Here is a 17,820-nt window from a genome sequence, read left to right as displayed (position 1 = left end):
ATGACTGACTCCAGAACCTACGGCGGTTATTTTCCTTTAGAATTACCTCCACCGGGAAAAGCCTGGTATCCGCAGGCAAAACAATACCGTTCAGCACGCAGCGCCTTATTTCACCTGTTAACGACCGTCCGTCCGCAACGATTATGGATGCCGCAGTTGATCTGCCAGAGCGTCGTTGATGCTGTGCAGTCCGCCGGCATATCCATTGCCTGGTATACGATTGATGAGCGCTATTATCCGCAATTACCGTCACGGCTTGCGGCAGATGACTACCTGTTATATGTCGATTATTTAGGCCAGGGCGCGGACGTAAAAGAAAAATTAATGGCGACGCTGCCCGCTGACAGAATTATTTTCGATCACTCGCAGGCTTTTTTTGCCCGCCCCTTGCCCGTGCTGGCGACGATCTATTCCCCGCGCAAGTTTTTTGGCGTGGCGGATGGCGGATTACTGGAAACGGCCGTTGCAATGCCGCAACCGGATGCACAGGATCGCGAGACGCTGCACCGTTCGGCACATCTGCTGCTCCAGCATGAATTTGATACCCGTAGCGGCTATGCCGCATTTTCGCAGGCGGAGTCTTCCCTTGAGGAAATTAGCGCCAGTCGCATGTCGGCATTAACGGAAAGAATTCTGCTTTCGGTGGATTACGCGTCGGTTAAGCGTATTCGCGAGCGCAATTACCACTTGCTGCATCAGCGACTCGGCGATCTGAATGCCTTTTGTTTTCCGCCGCACAGCGTGAGCGGGCCATTCTGTTATCCGTTCTATTTCCCGGCGCAAAATTTACATGCGCCATTAATTGAGCAGGGCGTTTTTGTCGCGACCTACTGGCAGGATGCGTTACCCCGCGTTGCACCGGGCAGCGCAGAGATCGGTTTTATCCATCACATGATCCCGCTTCCCTGCGATCAGCGCTACAGCGAAGACGATATGAACAGGGTCAGTGATATTGTTCGGGCCGTGGTCATGGCTAACAGCAGAAGGGATGAAAATTAATGAAAAAATTAAACGTACTGGTTTTTCCCTGTGGTTCTGAAAATGCGGGTGAAATTGCTCAGTCGCTGCGTTATTCCCTGCATGTTAACCGGCTTATTGGCGCGTCGAGTTGTGACGATCATGGCCGGTTTCACTTTGCTGATTATATTGGTGACGTGCCATTTATCCATGCACCTGATTTCGACGCTTATTTCCGCGATTTGCTTATTACTCAGCAGATTGACGTTATTTTTGCCACGCATGACACCGTCTGCGAAAAACTGGCGGGTATGACCGATCTGGCGGGCTGTTATCTGGTGAATGGCGATCCGCATACCACGCAGATTGCCCGCCGCAAGAGCCTGACTTATGGCCTGTTTGCCGGTGCGCCGTGGGTTCCCGCCGTTGTTGCCCAAGGCGCACAGCCTGAATGCTGGCCGGTCATTGTTAAACCGGATTGCGGGCAGGGCGGTAATGGGGTGACGCTGGCGCACGATGCCCGCGAGCTTGCAGAGGCCCGTGCGACGATGGACATGCCGGTGGTGGTTGAATATTTGCCGGGCAAAGAGCTGACGGTGGACTGTTTCACGAACCGCGACGGGAAGCTGGTCTGGGCCGGTCCGCGTACGCGGGAGCGGATCCGGGCGGGAATCGCCATGCGCTCGCAACCCGTTGTTGCAGATGACGAGATCATGACTATAGCAGCGGAGATCAACGCCCGGCTGACGCTGCGTGGCCCGTGGTTTTTCCAGTTGAAACAGGATCATAATCAGCGCTGGAAACTGCTGGAAATATCCTGCCGCGTCGCCGGAACCATGATCGCAGCGCGGGCGCTGGGGGTAAATTTACCGCTGATGGCGTTGCATGATTATATGGGCCGCGATGTGTCGCCGCTGGTGACGCCGCATGTGGCGTATATCGAACGTTCTATCAAAACGCGGGCGTTTACCCCGTTGAATTATCAGCGTGTTTATATCGATCTCGACGATACGCTGATAATTAACGGACAGCCTAATCCTGTAGCGGTCGCTTTTTTATATCAAAGCCGTGCCAGCGGAAAAACGCTCCATTTAATTACCCGGCATGAAAGCCTGCCGGCTGACACATTAAATCAGGCGGCTATTTCGCCATTACTGTTCGATGAGATTATTCATCTGCAAGAGAATGAAAAAAAATCATCGTATATCACCGGCCCGGCGATTTTTATTGATAACTATTTTCCGGAGCGACTGGATGTAGCACAACGGGATGATGTTCTGGTGCTGGATGTTGACGCGGTCGATTTTTATATCAAATGATTGTATTGAGGTTTTTATGATGACTACCTGCAGCGAGTCCATGCAACAGCTCTGCGATGTGTTTATGCGCGGCGATGCTCCGCGTTATATTTTCGGCACAACGCCTTATGCTGCCAGCATCGTGGAACATATCACGCCCGATGGTGTGATTGATGATTTTACCCCGGCATCTTCTTTTGCCGGAATTCCGGTCGTGAGAATGGCCGATGTGCCGGACAATGCTATTGTGGTGTCGTCAATTGTTGATGGTCGTCCGGTCAGCGTAAATCGTCTGCTGGAAAAAAGCGGTAAACGTTTTATCGACTATTTTACCTTTAAAAATCATGTTCACTATCCGCTTAAAGATTGCGCATTTGTTCCGTCTTCAGCCTTTAAAAAAGATTACGAGTGCAATAAAGATAAATATGATCGCATTCTGAACCTGCTGGCGGATGAGCCATCGCGTGAAACGTTCTCCCGCCTTGTGCAGTTTCGCCTGGAAGAAGATTTACGTGTGATGGAATATTTTTCCTTCCGCCCTCAAGAAAGTTATTTTGAGCCGTTTGTTGATTTAGCGCCGGGGAAAGCGGTATTTGTTGATGTTGGCAGTTTTGATGGCGAAACGGCACGGGAATTTATCCGTCGTTGCCCCGATTACCGTAGCGTTCATCTGTTTGAGCCTGAGCCTAAACAAATGGCGGCCATTACTGAAAAATTAAACGCAGTACGGGATATCCATTTTCATCCGTATGGTGCATCAGATAAAAAAGAAACCCTCACCTTTACCTCGTCAGGAAGTTGGTCACATCTTGATGAAAATGGTGATATTGTCATCAATGTGGATACCATTGATTCATTAATCAGCGAGCCGGTAACCTTTATCAAAATGGATGTGGAAGGCCATGAAGGTGCAGCACTGGAAGGGGCGCGCAATACCATTTCAACACATCATCCGACGCTTGCCATTTGTGCTTATCACCGGGTGGATGATTACTGGAAAATACCTGAGCTGGTTTTTTCAATGCGTGAAGATTACTCGCTTTATATGCGCCACTATACCGAAGGCGTACTTGAGACGGTTTATTACTTTATTCCCAAACGCTAGTCAGTGACGCGAATCATGGCAACGGAAAATCTCGTTGCCATGAGAAAAAACTTAACGCCCTGAGCGCATCATTTTGTGAGGTAAATGTTGCTGACTTATTGATTCGCTTATAGTTCTTCCCATATTGTTACAAATACGCTTCTCTGTTCTGTCCATCAATGCAAATAACCCCCTATTTCACCCACTATTCATCCAATTAAAATCCCTCCAGAATTGGATAATCATGCCGATAACTCATTAACGCAGGGCTGTTTATCGTGAATTCAATGTATACCGCTGAAGGTGTAATGGATAAACACTCGCTATGGCAGCGTTATGTACCGCTAGTGCGTCATGAAGCATTGCGCTTGCAGGTACGCCTGCCCGCGAGTGTCGAACTGGACGACCTGCTACAGGCGGGCGGTATCGGGTTATTGAATGCAGTGGACCGATACGACGCTCTGCAAGGAACGGCATTTACCACTTACGCAGTGCAGCGTATTCGTGGGGCGATGCTGGATGAATTGCGCAGCCGTGATTGGGTGCCGCGCAGCGTCCGGCGTAACGCACGCGAAGTCGCGCAGGCGATGGGACAGCTGGAACAGGAATTAGGGCGTAATGCGACGGAAACCGAAGTCGCGCAACGACTCAATATTCCTGTCGAAGATTATCGTCAGATGTTGCTCGATACCAATAACAGCCAGCTCTTTTCTTACGATGAGTGGCGGGAAGAGCATGGCGATAGCATCGAACTGGTCACCGACGATCACCAGCAGGAAAACCCGTTACACCAGTTGCTGGAAAGCAATTTGCGCCATCGCGTGATGGAGGCGATTGAAGCCTTACCAGAACGTGAGCAACTGGTTCTGACGCTCTACTACCAGGAAGAGCTCAATCTCAAAGAGATTGGCGCGGTACTGGAAGTAGGGGAGTCGCGGGTCAGTCAGCTCCATAGCCAGGCGATTAAACGCTTACGCACCAAACTGGGTAAGTTATAGGCTGATCATGTTATCGCCCGAAGAGTGCCGCACAACGTATTGACAACCAGGAGTTATCATGACGGTGCAGCAAGCTAAAAGACGGCCACTAAGCCGCTACCTGAAAGATTTTAAACACAGCCAGACGCATTGCGCGCATTGCCACAAATTGCTTGATCGCATTACGCTGGTACGTCGCGGTGAGATCGTGAATAAGATCGCGATCTCTCGCCTCGATACCTTGCTTGATGAAGCCGCCTGGCAACAGGAGCAACAGGAGTGGGTCGCTTTATGCCGTTTCTGCGGGGATCTGCACTGCAAAGAGCAGAGCGATTTCTTCGATATTATCGGTTTTAAACAATATCTCTTTGAGCAAACTGAGATGAGCCATGGCACGGTGCGTGAATACGTGGTGCGCCTGCGTCGTCTTGGTAATCACCTCAGCGCTAACCATGTTACGCACGACCAGCTGGAAGACGGCTTCCTTGATGAAGTGCTGGAACCCTGGCTGCCCGCGACCAGCACCAACAACTACCGGATTGCACTGCGCAAATACGCGCATTTCAAGTCCCAGTCACATTTTATCTCTCCGCAGAAAATCGCCTGCGAAGCAACTTCTGATATATATTAAAAATGAATAACATGTAGCGTTGCGGTGTTTGACCTTCAGGCCATTCACCCTACACTACGGTGAAAATTTTATTATTCGGGGTGACTATGAAACTTGTAAAGTTGGGTCGTCAGGCATTAATGGGCGTGATGGCTGTCGCGCTGGTTGCAGGTCTTAGCGCGCAAACCTTCGCGGCAGAAAATTTACTCGGTAAAGTGAAAGAGCGCGGCACGCTGCTGGTCGGGCTGGAAGGCACCTATCCGCCGTTCAGCTTCCAGGGCGATGACGGCAAACTGACCGGCTTTGAAGTGGAATTTGCACAGCAACTGGCTAAACACATGGGCGTTGAAGCGTCGCTGAAACCGACCAAGTGGGACGGGATGCTGGCGTCTTTAGATTCAAAACGCATTGACGTGGTGATTAACCAGGTCACCATTTCCGACGAGCGTAAGAAAAAATATGATTTCTCCACCCCGTATACCGTGTCCGGTATTCAGGCGCTGGTGAAAAAAGGTAATGAAGCCGGGATCAAATCCGCAGGTGATTTGAAAGGCAAAAAAGTCGGCGTCGGTCTGGGCACCAACTATGAAGAGTGGCTGCGCCAGAACGTGCAGGGCGTGGACATCCGTACCTATGATGACGATCCGACCAAATACCAGGATCTGCGTGTAGGCCGTATCGACGCCATTCTGGTTGACCGACTGGCCGCGCTGGATCTGGTGAAGAAAACCAATGATACGCTGGCCGTTGCGGGCGATGCGTTCTCTCGCCAGGAAGCCGGTGTAGCGGTGCGTAAAGGCAACGAAGATCTGCTGAAAGCGGTCGATGACGCCATTGCACAGATGCAAAAAGATGGCAGCCTGAAGGCGCTGTCTGAGAAATGGTTTGGCGCTGACGTGACGAAATAATCACCGAAAGTGAAGGAAAAAGGCGCTGATAAGAGCGCCTTTTTTATTTATTTCGCCGTACCGTGCATAATCAGTGAATCACTCGCGACACAGCACCGGAGATTTTATGTCCCTGCATAATCTAACCCGTTTTCCCCGCCTTGAATTTATCGGCGCACCGACGCCGCTGGAATACTTACCACGTTTTTCCGACTACCTTGGCCGGGAAATCTTTATCAAACGCGATGATGTGACCCCCATCGCTATGGGCGGTAATAAACTGCGAAAACTGGAATTTCTGGCTGCCGATGCGCTGCGCGAAGGCGCGGATACGTTAGTGACCGCCGGGGCCATCCAGTCTAACCATGTGCGCCAGACGGCAGCGGTAGCGGCAAAACTGGGGCTGAACTGCGTGGCGCTGCTGGAAAACCCGATCGGCACCACCGCTGAAAACTATCTTTCTAATGGCAACCGCCTGCTGCTCGATCTCTTTAACGCGCAGATTGAAATGTGCGATGCGCTGACCGATCCCGTCCGTCAGCTTGATGAACTGGCCACGCGCATCGAAGCGCAAGGTTTTCGCCCGTATGTGATCCCGGTGGGTGGTTCGAATGCACTGGGGGCGCTCGGCTATGTGGAGAGCGCGCTGGAAATCGCCCAGCAGTGCGAAGGCGCGGTGAGCCTCTCCTCGGTAGTGGTCGCTTCCGGTAGCGCAGGCACGCACGCCGGACTGGCGGTCGGACTGGAGCAACTGATGCCGGATGTTGAACTCATCGGCGTGACCGTCTCGCGCAGCGTGGCCGATCAAAAGCCGAAAGTTGTCACGCTGCAACAGGATGTGGCGCAAAAACTGGAGGTGCAGACCAGCGCCGATATTCTGCTCTGGGATGACTATTTTGCACCGTCTTACGGGACGCCGAATGCAGAAGGCACCGAGGCGGTTAAACTGCTGGCGCGTCTTGAAGGCATTTTGCTCGACCCGGTTTATACCGGTAAAGCGATGGCGGGATTAATCGACGGCATCAGCCAGAACCGCTTTAAGGATCACGGCCCGATCCTCTTTGTGCACACCGGGGGCGCGCCTGCGCTCTTTGCCTATCATCCACACGTCTGAAACCAGGTAGAACAACCATAATGCAAGAAAGTATCCAACTGGTGATTGATTCGGCTCCTTTTCTGTTGCGGGGCGCGGTCTTTACGTTACAGCTCAGTATCGGCGGCATGTTTTTTGGCCTGCTGCTGGGGTTTGTGCTGGCGCTGATGCGCATGTCGGCGCTGCTGCCGGTGCGCTGGCTGGCGCGTTTTTATATTTCAGTTTTTCGCGGTACGCCGCTTATCGCCCAGCTTTTTATGATTTATTACGGCCTGCCGCAGTTTGGCATTGAGCTGGACCCGATCCCGGCGGCGATGATTGGCCTGTCGCTGAATACGGCGGCTTATACCTCTGAAACCCTGCGAGCGGCCATTTCGTCGATTGACAAAGGCCAGTGGGAAGCGGCAGCGAGTATCGGCATGACACCGTGGCAGACGCTGCGTCGCGCCATTCTGCCGCAGGCCGCACGGGTGGCGTTACCGCCGCTCTCCAACAGTTTTATCAGCCTGGTGAAAGATACGTCGCTGGCCGCCACCATTCAGGTGCCGGAACTGTTCCGTCAGGCGCAGTTGATCACCTCCCGCACGCTGGAAGTGTTCACCATGTATCTGGCCGCCTCGCTGATTTACTGGGTGATGGCGACGGTGCTCTCCGCGCTGCAAAACTATTTTGAAAATCAGCTTAACCGCCAGGAGCGTGATCCAAAATGAGTGCGATTGAAGTCAAAGACCTGGTGAAAAAATTCCACGGCCAGACGGTGCTGCACGGCATTAACCTCGACGTGAAAGAAGGGGAGGTGGTGGCGATCATCGGCCCCAGTGGTTCCGGCAAAACAACTCTGCTGCGCAGCATCAATCTGCTTGAGCAGCCGGAGAGCGGCAGCATTCGCGTGGGGACGATTACCATCGATACGGCGCGCTCGCTCAGCCAGCAAAAATCGCTGATCCGCCAGTTACGCCAGCACGTCGGCTTTGTTTTCCAGAGCTTTAATCTCTTCCCGCACCGCACCGTGCTGGAAAATATTATTGAAGGCCCGGTGATTGTGAAAGGCGAAGGCAAAGCGGAAGCGACTGAACGGGCGCGTGAACTGCTGGCGAAAGTCGGGCTGAGCGGGAAAGAAACCAGCTACCCGAAGCGGTTGTCCGGCGGGCAACAGCAGCGTGTGGCGATCGCCCGCGCCCTGGCGATGCGCCCGGATGTGATTTTATTCGATGAACCGACCTCGGCGCTCGATCCTGAGCTGGTGGGCGAGGTGCTGAGCACCATCCGCCAACTGGCGCAGGAGAAACGCACCCTGGTGATCGTGACCCATGAGATGAGCTTCGCCCGCGATGTCGCGGACCGCGCTATCTTTATGGATCAGGGGCGCATCGTGGAGCAGGGCCCGGCTAAAGAGCTGTTCGCAAATCCACAGCAACCGCGTACCCGCCAGTTCCTCGAAAAATTCCTTATGCAGTAAAAGAAGGGATGCCCGGTGGCGCGGTGCGTGCCGGGCGTATCCTGTGCTGATAGACGATTTCGATCTTTTATATTTCTTTTCGTGCTGAAGCGGTTTTTTTATTTCCGCCGTTTCTGTCGGGTTAATGTTGTAAGTCGGCATTTAACTTCAGGTTTATTCCCGGATGGCCGATATTTTATACATATAAATAAGATTTATGTGTTAGGTTTATGTATTGATAATAATGATGATAATTAGCAGGGGTTTTACAGGTTCGTATGCGGGAAATAGATTTTTTTACCTGGCGACGGGAGCTGTTGCATCGTTTCGAAGGGATGGTCGCCGCTGAAGAAGTATATAAAACGCTTCAGCAACAAACGCAGCAACTGGATTTTGACTACTACTCACTGTGTGTACGGCACCCGGTGCCTTTTACGCGGCCGAAGCTGTCACTGCAAACCAGTTATCCGCAAGCCTGGCGCTTGCACTATGAGTCGGAGAATTATTTCTCAATCGATCCGGTGCTAAAAGCGGAGAACTTTATCCAGGGGCATTTGCCCTGGAGCGACCGGCTTTTTCATGAGGCTCAGGTGTTATGGGACGCCGCCCGCGATCACGGTCTGCGTAAAGGATTCACCCAGTGCATGATGCTGCCTAACCGGGCGCTCGGCTTTTTGTCCGTGTCCAGAACCACGCTGGGCAGTAAGACGCTGTCTGATGAAGAAATTGAAGTTCGCCTGCAATTTCTGGTGCAAATGAGTTTACTGACGTTATCAAAACTTGAGGATAATTCCGTCACCGCGCCTGAAATGAAATTCAGTAAACGTGAGCATGAGATCCTGAAGTGGACGGCGGAAGGCAAGACCTCGGCTGAAATCGCTATTATCTTGTCTATTTCGGAGAATACGGTGAATTTCCATCAGAAGAATATGCAGAAGAAATTTAATGCGCCGAATAAAACGCAGATTGCCTGTTATGCGGCAGCGACGGGCTTTATCTGAGGGGCAGGGCGGAAAAGAAACCAGCTGACAGGGATACTGCCAGCCGGTGACGCATTACTGGCGGTAAGCCTGTTTAATCTGCTTAACCGTGCCGGAAAACACGTTCGCCTGCGCTTCATCTTCCATCTGGGCGATTTGTCTTTCCATCTTCAGGATCACCCGGCCTGCGTCAGCCTGGCCCATAGCCTGCAACATCAACGTGACCATTGCTTTCAGGCAGGAGACTTCCTGGGCCAGTTCTTGGTTATTCTCCGCAGTGGAAAAATCAGGTGTACTCATTTATTTTCCTCGATCTAAAACAGCGCCCAGGCGCAAGGATTTGTGAAAGGCGCGGAGTATACCACAAGCCCGATGGAAAATAGCAGTGGTTGTTTTTTGGTCAAAATGTATGGCGTAACAAAATTAAACCGGTGTTAAATAAATAATTAATTTCTTGTCATACTTAGTTGTTTAAATTAGGTATCGCGAAAGTTAATTATTGTTACAAAAATAAAAATGCGATAAAGAATAGGGCAGCGATTAAAAAAGCCGCTAAGTTTCTGAAAATGGGTAAATAAAATGAATCTTTAACATTCCTTTTCCTCCACTCACTTTCCACATTTTGTACAGCTTAATTTCCAGAAACGAGAAGGAAATCGTTCTCGTCGCATTTTTGCCTTTTAAATTTGCGATAAAAAACGGTAATATAAGCCGAATTAACTGGCAGTAGCGTTATCCCTATTTCTGGAGATGTCCTTTGATCAACGTCCTTCTTGTTGATGACCACGAACTGGTGCGCGCAGGGATACGACGCATTCTGGAAGATACTAAAGGTATTAAAGTTGCCGGCGAAGTTTGCTGCGGCGAAGATGCCGTGAAATGGTGTCGTGCGAATTCCGCCGATGTCGTGTTAATGGACATGAATATGCCCGGCATTGGCGGGCTTGAAGCCACGCGTAAAATCGCGCGATCCACGGCTGATACCAAAATCATTATGCTTACGGTGCACACCGAAAATCCGCTTCCCGCTAAAGTGATGCAGGCTGGCGCGTCAGGCTACCTGAGTAAAGGGGCCGCACCGAAAGAAATGATTAACGCCATTCGCTCCGTTTATGCCGGTCAGCGCTACATTGCCTCTGATATTGCCCAGCAAATGGCGTTAAGCCAGATCGAACCGGATAAAACCGCCTCTCCCTTTGCCAGTTTGTCTGAACGCGAATTGCAGATTATGCTGATGATTACTAAAGGCCAGAAGGTGAATGAGATTTCAGAGCAACTGAACCTCAGCCCGAAAACGGTGAACAGTTATCGCTACCGTATGTTCAGTAAACTGAACATTAATGGCGATGTGGAACTGACTCACCTGGCTATTCGTCATGGTCTGTGTAATGCGGAGTCGTTATCAAGTCAGTGAGTGAAGTCTTCGATTCAAAAGCGTTTCTGAGCACGGTTACCAGTAAACCCGGCGTTTATCGTATGTATGATGCCGGTGGTACCGTCATTTATGTTGGCAAAGCCAAAGATCTCAAAAAACGTCTTTCAAGCTATTTCCGCAGCAACGTTGGCTCGCGGAAAACCGAAGCGCTGGTGGCACAAATTCAGCAAATTGACGTGACGGTAACCCATACCGAAACTGAAGCGCTGTTGCTTGAGCACAACTATATCAAGCTGTACCAGCCCCGTTATAACGTGCTGCTGCGCGATGATAAATCCTATCCTTTTATCTTCCTGAGTGGTGACACGCATCCCCGGCTGGCGATCCATCGCGGCGCGAAACACGCCAAAGGCGAATATTTTGGACCCTTCCCGAACGGGTATGCGGTGCGCGAAACGCTGGCGCTGCTGCAAAAAATATTCCCGATCCGCCAGTGTGAAAACAGCGTCTATCGCAACCGTTCCCGTCCGTGCCTGCAATATCAAATTGGCCGCTGTCTGGGACCGTGCGTGGCGGGGCTGGTCAGTGAAGAAGAGTATGCGCAACAGGTAGACTACGTCAGGTTGTTCCTGGCGGGTAAAGACGATCAGGTACTGACGCAGTTAATTGCGCGTATGGAAAAGGCCAGCCAGTCGCTGGCGTTTGAAGAAGCGGGGCGTATCCGCGATCAAATTCAGGCTGTCCGGCGCGTGACCGAGAAGCAGTTCGTATCGAATAACGGCGATGATCTCGATGTTATTGGCGTCTCCTTTGACTCCGGTATGGCCTGCGTGCATGTGCTGTTTATCCGTCAGGGTAAAGTGCTGGGTAGCCGTAGCTATTTCCCGAAAGTGCCGGGTGGCACCGAGCTCGGTGAGGTGGTCGAAACCTTCGTCGGCCAGTTCTATCTCCAGGGCAGCCAGATGCGCACATTGCCTTCTGAGATCCTGCTGGACTTTACGCTTGCCGATAAAACACTGCTGGCAGATTCGCTTTCTGAACTGGCAGGGCGTCGTGTAAATGTGGAAACCAAACCGCGCGGCGACCGGGCGCGTTACCTGAAACTTGCACGAACCAATGCGGCGACTGCGCTCAGCAGCAAGCTGTCACAGCAGTCAACGGTGAGCCAGCGTATGGTTGCTCTCGCAACGCTGTTAAAACTCCCGGAAGTCAAACGGATGGAGTGTTTTGACATCAGCCATACCATGGGCGAGCAAACCGTGGCGTCCTGTGTGGTCTTTGATGCAAACGGCCCGCTGCGCGCGGAGTATCGTCGCTACAATATTACCGGCATCACCCCCGGCGATGATTACGCCGCCATGAACCAGGTGCTGCGTCGTCGTTATGGTAAAGCCATCGAAGAGAGCAAAGTCCCGGATGTGGTGCTGATTGACGGCGGGAAAGGGCAGTTAGGTCAGGCGAAAGCGGTGTTTGCTGAACTCGATGTGCCGTGGGATAAGCACCACCCGCTGTTACTCGGTGTGGCAAAAGGTACGGATCGTAAAGCCGGGCTGGAAACGCTGTTTTTTGAACCGGAGGGTGAGGGCTTTAATTTACCGCCTGATTCTCCGGCGCTGCATGTCATCCAGCACATCCGCGATGAGTCGCACGATCACGCCATTAGCGGGCACCGGAAAAAACGCGCTAAGGTGAAAAATACCAGCACCCTGGAAACCATCGAAGGCGTGGGACCGAAGCGTCGACAGATGTTGTTGAAATATATGGGCGGATTGCAGGGTTTGCTCAATGCCAGCGTTGAAGAAATCGCAAAAGTACCGGGTATTTCTCAGGGGCTTGCAGAAAAAATCTTCTACTCGTTGAAACATTAAGGGCTATGTAGCAACATAGGGCTAATTTTCACTGACAACAGACAGTTACCCGTCACTATGCGATTTAATATCCCGACATTGCTTACACTCTTTCGTGTCATCCTGATCCCCTTTTTCGTACTGGCGTTCTATCTGCCGTTCGTCTGGGCTCCTTTCGCATGTGCTTTGATATTCTGTGTAGCGGCGATCACCGACTGGTTTGACGGCTTTCTGGCGCGTCGCTGGAACCAAAGCACACGTTTTGGCGCTTTCCTGGATCCGGTAGCGGACAAAGTGCTGGTGGCGATCGCGATGGTGCTGGTTGTCGAGCATTATCACACCTGGTGGGTAACGCTGCCGGCAGCGACAATGATCGCCCGCGAAATCATCATTTCCGCTCTGCGCGAGTGGATGGCGGAAATGGGCAAGCGCAGCCGCGTGGCGGTCTCCTGGATTGGCAAAGTCAAAACCACAGCGCAAATGGTCGCGTTAATCGGTTTGCTGTGGCGTCCAAATCAGATGGTGGAATATGCCGGAACCGCGCTGTTATTTGTGGCGGCAGCCCTGACGCTCTGGTCAATGCTGCAATATTTGAACGCTGCACGCGGCGATTTGCTTGAACCCTGATCGTTTCGGCTTAATTTTCAGCAAACGATCCAGTGTTTTAAAAAATATCGTTGACTCAGTGCGTCAGGTAAGTAGAATGCATCGCATCAGACGGCGGCATGACTTGCCAGAAGATAATAAAATCAAGTGATTAGCTCAATCACACGATAATGCGGGAATAGCTCAGTTGGTAGAGCACGACCTTGCCAAGGTCGGGGTCGCGAGTTCGAGTCTCGTTTCCCGCTCCAAATTTAAGCACAGGCAAATGCAGGTGCTGGTCGCAAGACCTGAAGATTTTGGCGCGTTAGCAAAGCGGTTATGTAGCGGATTGCAAATCCGTCTAGTCCGGTTCGACTCCGGAACGCGCCTCCAATTTCTTCCCGAGCCCGGATGGTGAAATCGGTAGACACAAGGGATTTAAAATCCCTCGGCTGTAAGGCTGTGCGGGTTCAAGTCCCGCTCCGGGTACCATGGGAAACTTCGAATAAAATCAATGATAAGCAGTGTCGTGTAAGCCACCTTCGGGTGGTTTTTTTATGCCTGAAATTCAGGTTTCGCCATTGTTTCGCCATTGGCTTTCGCCATTCATGCCCTGAAAAAGAGGGGCATTACTGCCCCCCAACGACCGGCACAACAACAATTTTTCGATCATATTTTGCAGTCTGCGACACGTTTTTGTGTCCAGAAATGGCCTGCTTATCAGTTAGCGAGCCTTCCAGATCGGATATCCCCTTCGCTTTCAGATCGTGAAAGGTAAACTGAAAATCAAGGTCTGGATATTTTTCGGCCGCTGTTTTTTTTGCTTTCATCCACTGCGCATTAAAAGCATCGCGGGTATATCGCGCACCAGATTTCTGATGGATTAGATAGATGCTGACCATCCCGTCGTTAACCGGCATTTTATTTGCCATCTCAACAGCGGCACGAAGACGGTCTGTCCATGCTTTAATCTGAGTGACAGCCGTTTTGCTTTGCTGAATAAGAATACCTTGCTCGGTGAGTTGGCTTTTCTTCAGTTCGAGAATATCACCCTGCCTGGCGCAGCAAAGATAAGCCAGCTCCATACCCACTTTGACCACGTCCGGGGAAACTTCATATAACGATGCGTATTCATAGTCAGTTATATAGCGTGTTCTCGCTTTCTCTTTAAACTGCTTCACACCCTGGCATGGGTTCATTTTCACCTTGCCCCGTTCGTAAGCCCATCTAAACACTCGCGACATAAAAGCCTTTTCCCGGTTAGCCTGGACTCTGCTTTTTACCCCCCGCTTATCCATGTATTTTCTGACATGTTCAGGCTTGATGCTCTCAGGCTTCATTTTTCCGAAGACAGCAGTAATTTTTACTGAGTATTTGAGATAGTCCTTACGCGTTTCAGTGGCCAGTTCGTGAAAGTCGCCGGAGTTGATAAACTCCTGGCAAAGCGCGTTGAAAGTATTGGTAGCCTTACTGTCGTTAATGAACTGCTCATATGCTGCCCAAACCTGAGCCTTACTCAGATCTGCGTTGCACAAACGTATAGTTCGCCCATCTATCGCGCGAAACTCATACGCTGATTTGCCCCGACGAACGCGGGGCGGCATCCAATTATCCTCTGGGTTCTTGCGTGCTCTGGACATTACATATCCTTAAAGTTTGGCTCTTCTTCCTCTGGATTTGCCAATACTGGCTTCATTCCAAGTGGATTATCGACATGCGCCCAGGTTGTGCCAGGCCTTCCGTCTTTCCGAGGAACGAAGAACACGCCGCTATCTTTAAGTGCTTTACACTGCAAGGAGGGGCGGCGATATCCGGTCAGCTGATACAGATCATCCGGAGTTAGAAAACGTTGGTTATGCACGCTCATAGGTCACTCTCCACTTAGCCCGGCTGCACCCGGGCGTTAATCAATACTGCTGGTGGTGGACATCAGTTGCGCTCTTGCTTTATCGCATACAGTTTTGTTCCCGGCTCAACATTAAAGTCCAGCCAGCGGAAATCGACGTTCCGTTCGTGGTTTGGGTGGTGCCAGGCCACCACTTCACCCACCAGATGAGTTGTAAGCTCCGGGTTTACAGGTGCTGCGGAGAGCATGGCGACGCTGCGCAGATTGTTCATTGCTGCGATGTGCGCAAGGTTAAGCGCTTCAAGACGAGAGCCCAATTCAGTGACGATCGCTGAGTAGGTTTCAATCGTTTGAATGCTGGCGGCATAGCTGTGTGCCGTTCTGACCAACTCAATGATGGTCATGTTAGCCAGTTGCTCTTTCATTGGCGTATCTCCAGCAGTTCGTTGAAGCGTTTCATAAACAGGCCGTAGGCCTGGCCGGGGCGGAGTGGAATGATCTGGATGAGATCGGATGCCGGTATGCCTTCGAGAATCGGCCAGCGTGTGCCGTCATCGATTTCCAGATCACGACGCTCGGTTGCCAACATGACCAGATCGGCATATTTCACGGCGGGAGACTGGTGAAGTGGCAGGCCGAACTTACAGCGGATCAGGTCATCGACCTGTGTTTCGATGCGGCGATAATCCGGCAGCAGCGCTTTCAGCGGCGCGGGAATGTCCAGGCAATACGCTTCTGCGGCGTCATGCATCAGTGCTTCAAAGGCGAACTCCGCCGGAACAATCTGGCTGCACAGAACAGAGTGCTGCGCCACGCTGTAGAACTCCGGCAGGTGACCGGCAAAGCGGCACTGATTGGAAAGGGCGGTTGCGATATCTTCGATCACCACGTCCTCAGTGGAGGCGTTGAGGTAATCGAAATGCTGACCGGATGCTGTCTGAATAAAACTCATGGTTGATAGTTCTCCGTTATTACGCGCTGCACCGCGCATGAATTTTGGTTGCACGAATCCCTCGCCAGATGGCGATAATAAAAAATGGCTTCGCTTTAATAAGTACCCGGGCAGGGCACTTAATGAAGCGGGCGGCTGCAACCGCCTGGTTAGTTTCTCCACACAACACAGAAGAGCACCTGCGGCTGGGGGATACCGCCCGGATGGATTGGGTTATGAGCCCGTCACCCGGTGATGCTCTTGTGTGTTGCGTAAAAAAGTGCGGCGTCCTCACGGGTTCAGTTCCGACGCCGCCAAAAACTACACAGCTTGCTTTATTCAGTTGTGGGCCTGTCTTTTCACCACTTCAGGCTCGGTGGACCCTGCTATTCCCCAACAACAAGGATTCGGTTAATCTGGATTTCCCCAACAACAAAAAGAGTATTCAAAGTGATCGCTGAATTATCAGCGGCAATGGCCGCACTTAAAGAAACCGCTGGGCTTGTGAAAGTAATTAGCTCTGCAAAGACTGATGCAGAGATAAAAGCAGCAACCTTTGAACTTCAAAGCAAATTAATCACCCTTCAGTCCGACTGCTTTACTCTTGGCGATGCTGTTCGTTCGCGCGACGAAGAGGTAATGCTTCTCAAAGCAAAAATTGCAGAGTTTGAAGACTTTAAAGCCCAGACTGAAGGTTATGTTCTTAACCAACTTGATTTTGGTTCGTTTGTGTATACAAAAAAGGAAATCGTGGGAGAGACAGAAGTTGAAGTGCATCTTTGCCCACAATGTTTTTCCAAACGTCAAATATCTATATTGCAACCAACAGGTGAAGCTTCTTATAACTCCCATACTGAGAAATGGTATTTTCAATCGCGATGCCATTGCTGTAGCTCCCTTTACTCAATGAACAGGTCTGGTTACAAACCGATAGACATGGTTTATTCCTGTTAGGGACATCCAGATTTTTAAAGAGCAAAGCGTCCTGTAGGGCGCTTTTTATTGCCTGCGAATCATCCGGTCATTCATACGCCACCGGCGGCTACTTCGTGGGCGTCCTGCCTGTTCGCTGTTGGTAGGATTAATGTAGGATAACTTACCTTTAACTGTCAATATCAAAAGTAGGAAAACTTACATGCAGGGTGTAAAAAAAGCCGCATGTCGCGGCTTCAATTATGTGGAGGGCGGGATCAGAGGTCTGTAACTACTTGCTTAACAACCCCAACAAGGCGGCAGTTACCGTTAACTTCTAGCACCCTATAGTGAGGGTTAAGTGGGACAAGATATCTAACAGGCCCATCAATAACGAATTTTTTCAAAGTGGCTTCTGTTGAACCATCGATTTGAGCTACAACGATGCGCCCATTGACTTCATAGGGTCCGCCATAATCAGGGTCAACAATAACCAGTGAGCCTTCAGGTATGCTGGGCGCTCCATTAGGATTTGTCATTGAGTCGCCGCGAACCCGGAGAGCAAAGCCCTCATCAGATAGGCTCGCTGTGGTGTAAATCCACTCTTTGACGTCATCCCGAGTTAAAGGCGCTCCAGACTCGGTCCATTCCCCGGCCTGAACCCATGACAGTACAGGTATTTGCTTAACGCCAAACTTATCAGTAGGGCGCATGGTCGGGATATCGCTGTCAGGATCACCAGTGCCATCAATCAGCCACTGAGGGTTGCATTTTAAGGCAGCAGAAAGCGCCTGAAGATTCGAACCTCCAGGAGCATAATCACCAGATTCCCACCCCGTGACAGTTACACGGTTTACACCAACGAGCTTCCCTAATACGGCCTGTGTGAGCTTCAGCTCTTTGCGCCGTGCGCGGATGCGATCATTCATATTCATGTAGGCAATCCTACCATTTATTGAGGTAGGAGTCCTTGACCTCCACATGTAAGATATCCTACTAT

At 51.1% G+C, this 17,820-nt stretch carries 20 protein-coding genes and 3 tRNA genes; 17 read left to right on the top strand and 6 right to left on the bottom strand.

Annotated elements, in window-relative coordinates:
• The 10 genes from BM373_RS04980 (at position 1) to sdiA (ending at position 9,345) form a co-directional block, all read left to right on the top strand.
• A complete protein-coding gene (locus BM373_RS04980; RefSeq protein WP_143102623.1) occupies positions 1 to 999 on the top strand; it encodes an aspartate aminotransferase family protein in 999 nt (332 codons plus the stop codon).
• Entirely contained in the window at positions 999 to 2,276 is a 1,278-nt protein-coding gene (locus BM373_RS04975) for an ATP-grasp domain-containing protein (protein WP_090460129.1), read from the top strand. Before BM373_RS04980 ends, BM373_RS04975 begins: the two co-directional genes overlap by 1 nt.
• Positions 2,277 to 2,316: 40 nt before the next feature.
• Positions 2,317 to 3,360: an FkbM family methyltransferase gene (locus tag BM373_RS04970; protein ID WP_177220120.1), complete on the top strand. Its 1,044-nt coding sequence runs from the start codon at positions 2,317 to 2,319 to the stop codon at positions 3,358 to 3,360.
• Positions 3,361 to 3,617: 257 nt separating this feature from the next.
• Entirely contained in the window at positions 3,618 to 4,337 is a 720-nt protein-coding gene (fliA, locus tag BM373_RS04965) for an RNA polymerase sigma factor FliA (RefSeq protein WP_090460126.1), read from the top strand.
• A gap of 58 nt (positions 4,338 to 4,395) precedes the next feature.
• Complete coding sequence (gene fliZ / locus BM373_RS04960) at positions 4,396 to 4,947, top strand: flagella biosynthesis regulatory protein FliZ (RefSeq protein ID WP_090460125.1); 552 nt, start codon at positions 4,396 to 4,398, stop codon at positions 4,945 to 4,947.
• 86 nt (positions 4,948 to 5,033) lie between these two features.
• The gene (tcyJ, locus tag BM373_RS04955) at positions 5,034 to 5,834 is read left to right on the top strand and encodes a cystine ABC transporter substrate-binding protein (RefSeq protein ID WP_090460123.1); all 801 of its coding nucleotides are present in this window, start codon (positions 5,034 to 5,036) and stop codon (positions 5,832 to 5,834) included.
• 106 nt (positions 5,835 to 5,940) lie between these two features.
• The gene (dcyD, locus tag BM373_RS04950; protein ID WP_090460122.1) at positions 5,941 to 6,927 is read left to right on the top strand and encodes a D-cysteine desulfhydrase; all 987 of its coding nucleotides are present in this window, start codon (positions 5,941 to 5,943) and stop codon (positions 6,925 to 6,927) included.
• Positions 6,928 to 6,947: 20 nt separating this feature from the next.
• Positions 6,948 to 7,616 (top strand): cystine ABC transporter permease, encoded by a 669-nt coding sequence (gene tcyL, locus BM373_RS04945; RefSeq protein ID WP_090460120.1) that lies wholly within the window; start codon positions 6,948 to 6,950, stop codon positions 7,614 to 7,616.
• The gene (gene tcyN / locus BM373_RS04940) at positions 7,613 to 8,365 is read left to right on the top strand and encodes an L-cystine ABC transporter ATP-binding protein TcyN (protein WP_090460118.1); all 753 of its coding nucleotides are present in this window, start codon (positions 7,613 to 7,615) and stop codon (positions 8,363 to 8,365) included. The genes tcyL and tcyN overlap by 4 nt, the downstream gene beginning before the upstream one ends.
• 257 nt (positions 8,366 to 8,622) lie before the next feature.
• A complete protein-coding gene (gene sdiA, locus BM373_RS04935; RefSeq protein WP_090460117.1) occupies positions 8,623 to 9,345 on the top strand; it encodes a quorum-sensing transcriptional regulator SdiA in 723 nt (240 codons plus the stop codon).
• 54 nt (positions 9,346 to 9,399) lie between these two features.
• Here the strand turns inward: sdiA and BM373_RS04930 are convergent, their stop codons facing one another.
• Complete coding sequence (locus BM373_RS04930; RefSeq protein ID WP_090460115.1) at positions 9,400 to 9,624, bottom strand: DUF2594 family protein; 225 nt, start codon at positions 9,622 to 9,624, stop codon at positions 9,400 to 9,402.
• Positions 9,625 to 10,081: 457 nt separating this feature from the next.
• On the opposite strand from BM373_RS04930, the gene uvrY reads away from it, so the two are divergent.
• The 6 genes from uvrY (at position 10,082) to BM373_RS04900 (ending at position 13,623) form a co-directional block, all read left to right on the top strand.
• Positions 10,082 to 10,738 carry a UvrY/SirA/GacA family response regulator transcription factor gene (gene uvrY / locus BM373_RS04925; RefSeq protein WP_090460114.1) on the top strand — a complete coding sequence of 219 codons (657 nt, stop codon included), beginning with the start codon at positions 10,082 to 10,084 and terminating at the stop codon, positions 10,736 to 10,738.
• Positions 10,735 to 12,567, top strand: a complete 1,833-nt coding sequence (uvrC, locus tag BM373_RS04920) for an excinuclease ABC subunit UvrC (RefSeq protein ID WP_090460112.1) — start codon at positions 10,735 to 10,737, stop codon at positions 12,565 to 12,567. Before uvrY ends, uvrC begins: the two co-directional genes overlap by 4 nt.
• Positions 12,568 to 12,624: 57 nt before the next feature.
• A complete protein-coding gene (gene pgsA, locus BM373_RS04915) occupies positions 12,625 to 13,173 on the top strand; it encodes a CDP-diacylglycerol--glycerol-3-phosphate 3-phosphatidyltransferase (protein WP_090460110.1) in 549 nt (182 codons plus the stop codon).
• A gap of 151 nt (positions 13,174 to 13,324) precedes the next feature.
• Positions 13,325 to 13,400: transfer RNA gene (locus BM373_RS04910), tRNA-Gly, on the top strand.
• Positions 13,401 to 13,450: 50 nt separating this feature from the next.
• A tRNA-Cys gene (locus BM373_RS04905) sits at positions 13,451 to 13,524 on the top strand.
• Positions 13,525 to 13,536: 12 nt separating this feature from the next.
• Positions 13,537 to 13,623, top strand: a tRNA-Leu gene (locus BM373_RS04900).
• Between the two features lie 137 nt (positions 13,624 to 13,760).
• Here BM373_RS04900 and BM373_RS04895 read toward each other — a convergent pair.
• The 4 genes from BM373_RS04895 to BM373_RS04880 all read right to left on the bottom strand — a co-directional run bounded on the left by BM373_RS04895 (position 13,761) and on the right by BM373_RS04880 (position 15,929).
• Positions 13,761 to 14,771: a tyrosine-type recombinase/integrase gene (locus BM373_RS04895; protein ID WP_090460107.1), complete on the bottom strand. Its 1,011-nt coding sequence runs from the start codon at positions 14,769 to 14,771 to the stop codon at positions 13,761 to 13,763.
• A complete protein-coding gene (locus tag BM373_RS04890; RefSeq protein WP_090460106.1) occupies positions 14,771 to 14,998 on the bottom strand; it encodes a DUF4224 domain-containing protein in 228 nt (75 codons plus the stop codon). The genes BM373_RS04895 and BM373_RS04890 overlap by 1 nt, the downstream gene beginning before the upstream one ends.
• A gap of 62 nt (positions 14,999 to 15,060) precedes the next feature.
• Positions 15,061 to 15,402, bottom strand: a complete 342-nt coding sequence (locus BM373_RS04885) for a hypothetical protein (RefSeq protein WP_090460104.1) — start codon at positions 15,400 to 15,402, stop codon at positions 15,061 to 15,063.
• The gene (locus BM373_RS04880; protein WP_090460103.1) at positions 15,399 to 15,929 is read right to left on the bottom strand and encodes a hypothetical protein; all 531 of its coding nucleotides are present in this window, start codon (positions 15,927 to 15,929) and stop codon (positions 15,399 to 15,401) included. The genes BM373_RS04885 and BM373_RS04880 overlap by 4 nt, the downstream gene beginning before the upstream one ends.
• 429 nt (positions 15,930 to 16,358) lie before the next feature.
• On the opposite strand from BM373_RS04880, the gene BM373_RS04875 reads away from it, so the two are divergent.
• Positions 16,359 to 16,862, top strand: a complete 504-nt coding sequence (locus tag BM373_RS04875; RefSeq protein WP_090461063.1) for a hypothetical protein — start codon at positions 16,359 to 16,361, stop codon at positions 16,860 to 16,862.
• A gap of 236 nt (positions 16,863 to 17,098) precedes the next feature.
• Here the strand turns inward: BM373_RS04875 and BM373_RS04870 are convergent, their stop codons facing one another.
• A complete protein-coding gene (locus tag BM373_RS04870; protein WP_090460101.1) occupies positions 17,099 to 17,755 on the bottom strand; it encodes a LexA family protein in 657 nt (218 codons plus the stop codon).
• Between the last annotated feature and the right edge of the window lie 65 nt (positions 17,756 to 17,820).

Source organism: Enterobacter sp. kpr-6, from assembly GCF_900116015.1.
GTDB lineage: Bacteria > Pseudomonadota > Gammaproteobacteria > Enterobacterales > Enterobacteriaceae > Enterobacter_D.
Note: the sequence above shows the minus strand (reverse complement) of the source record. Positions and strands in the feature narration are given on the sequence as shown.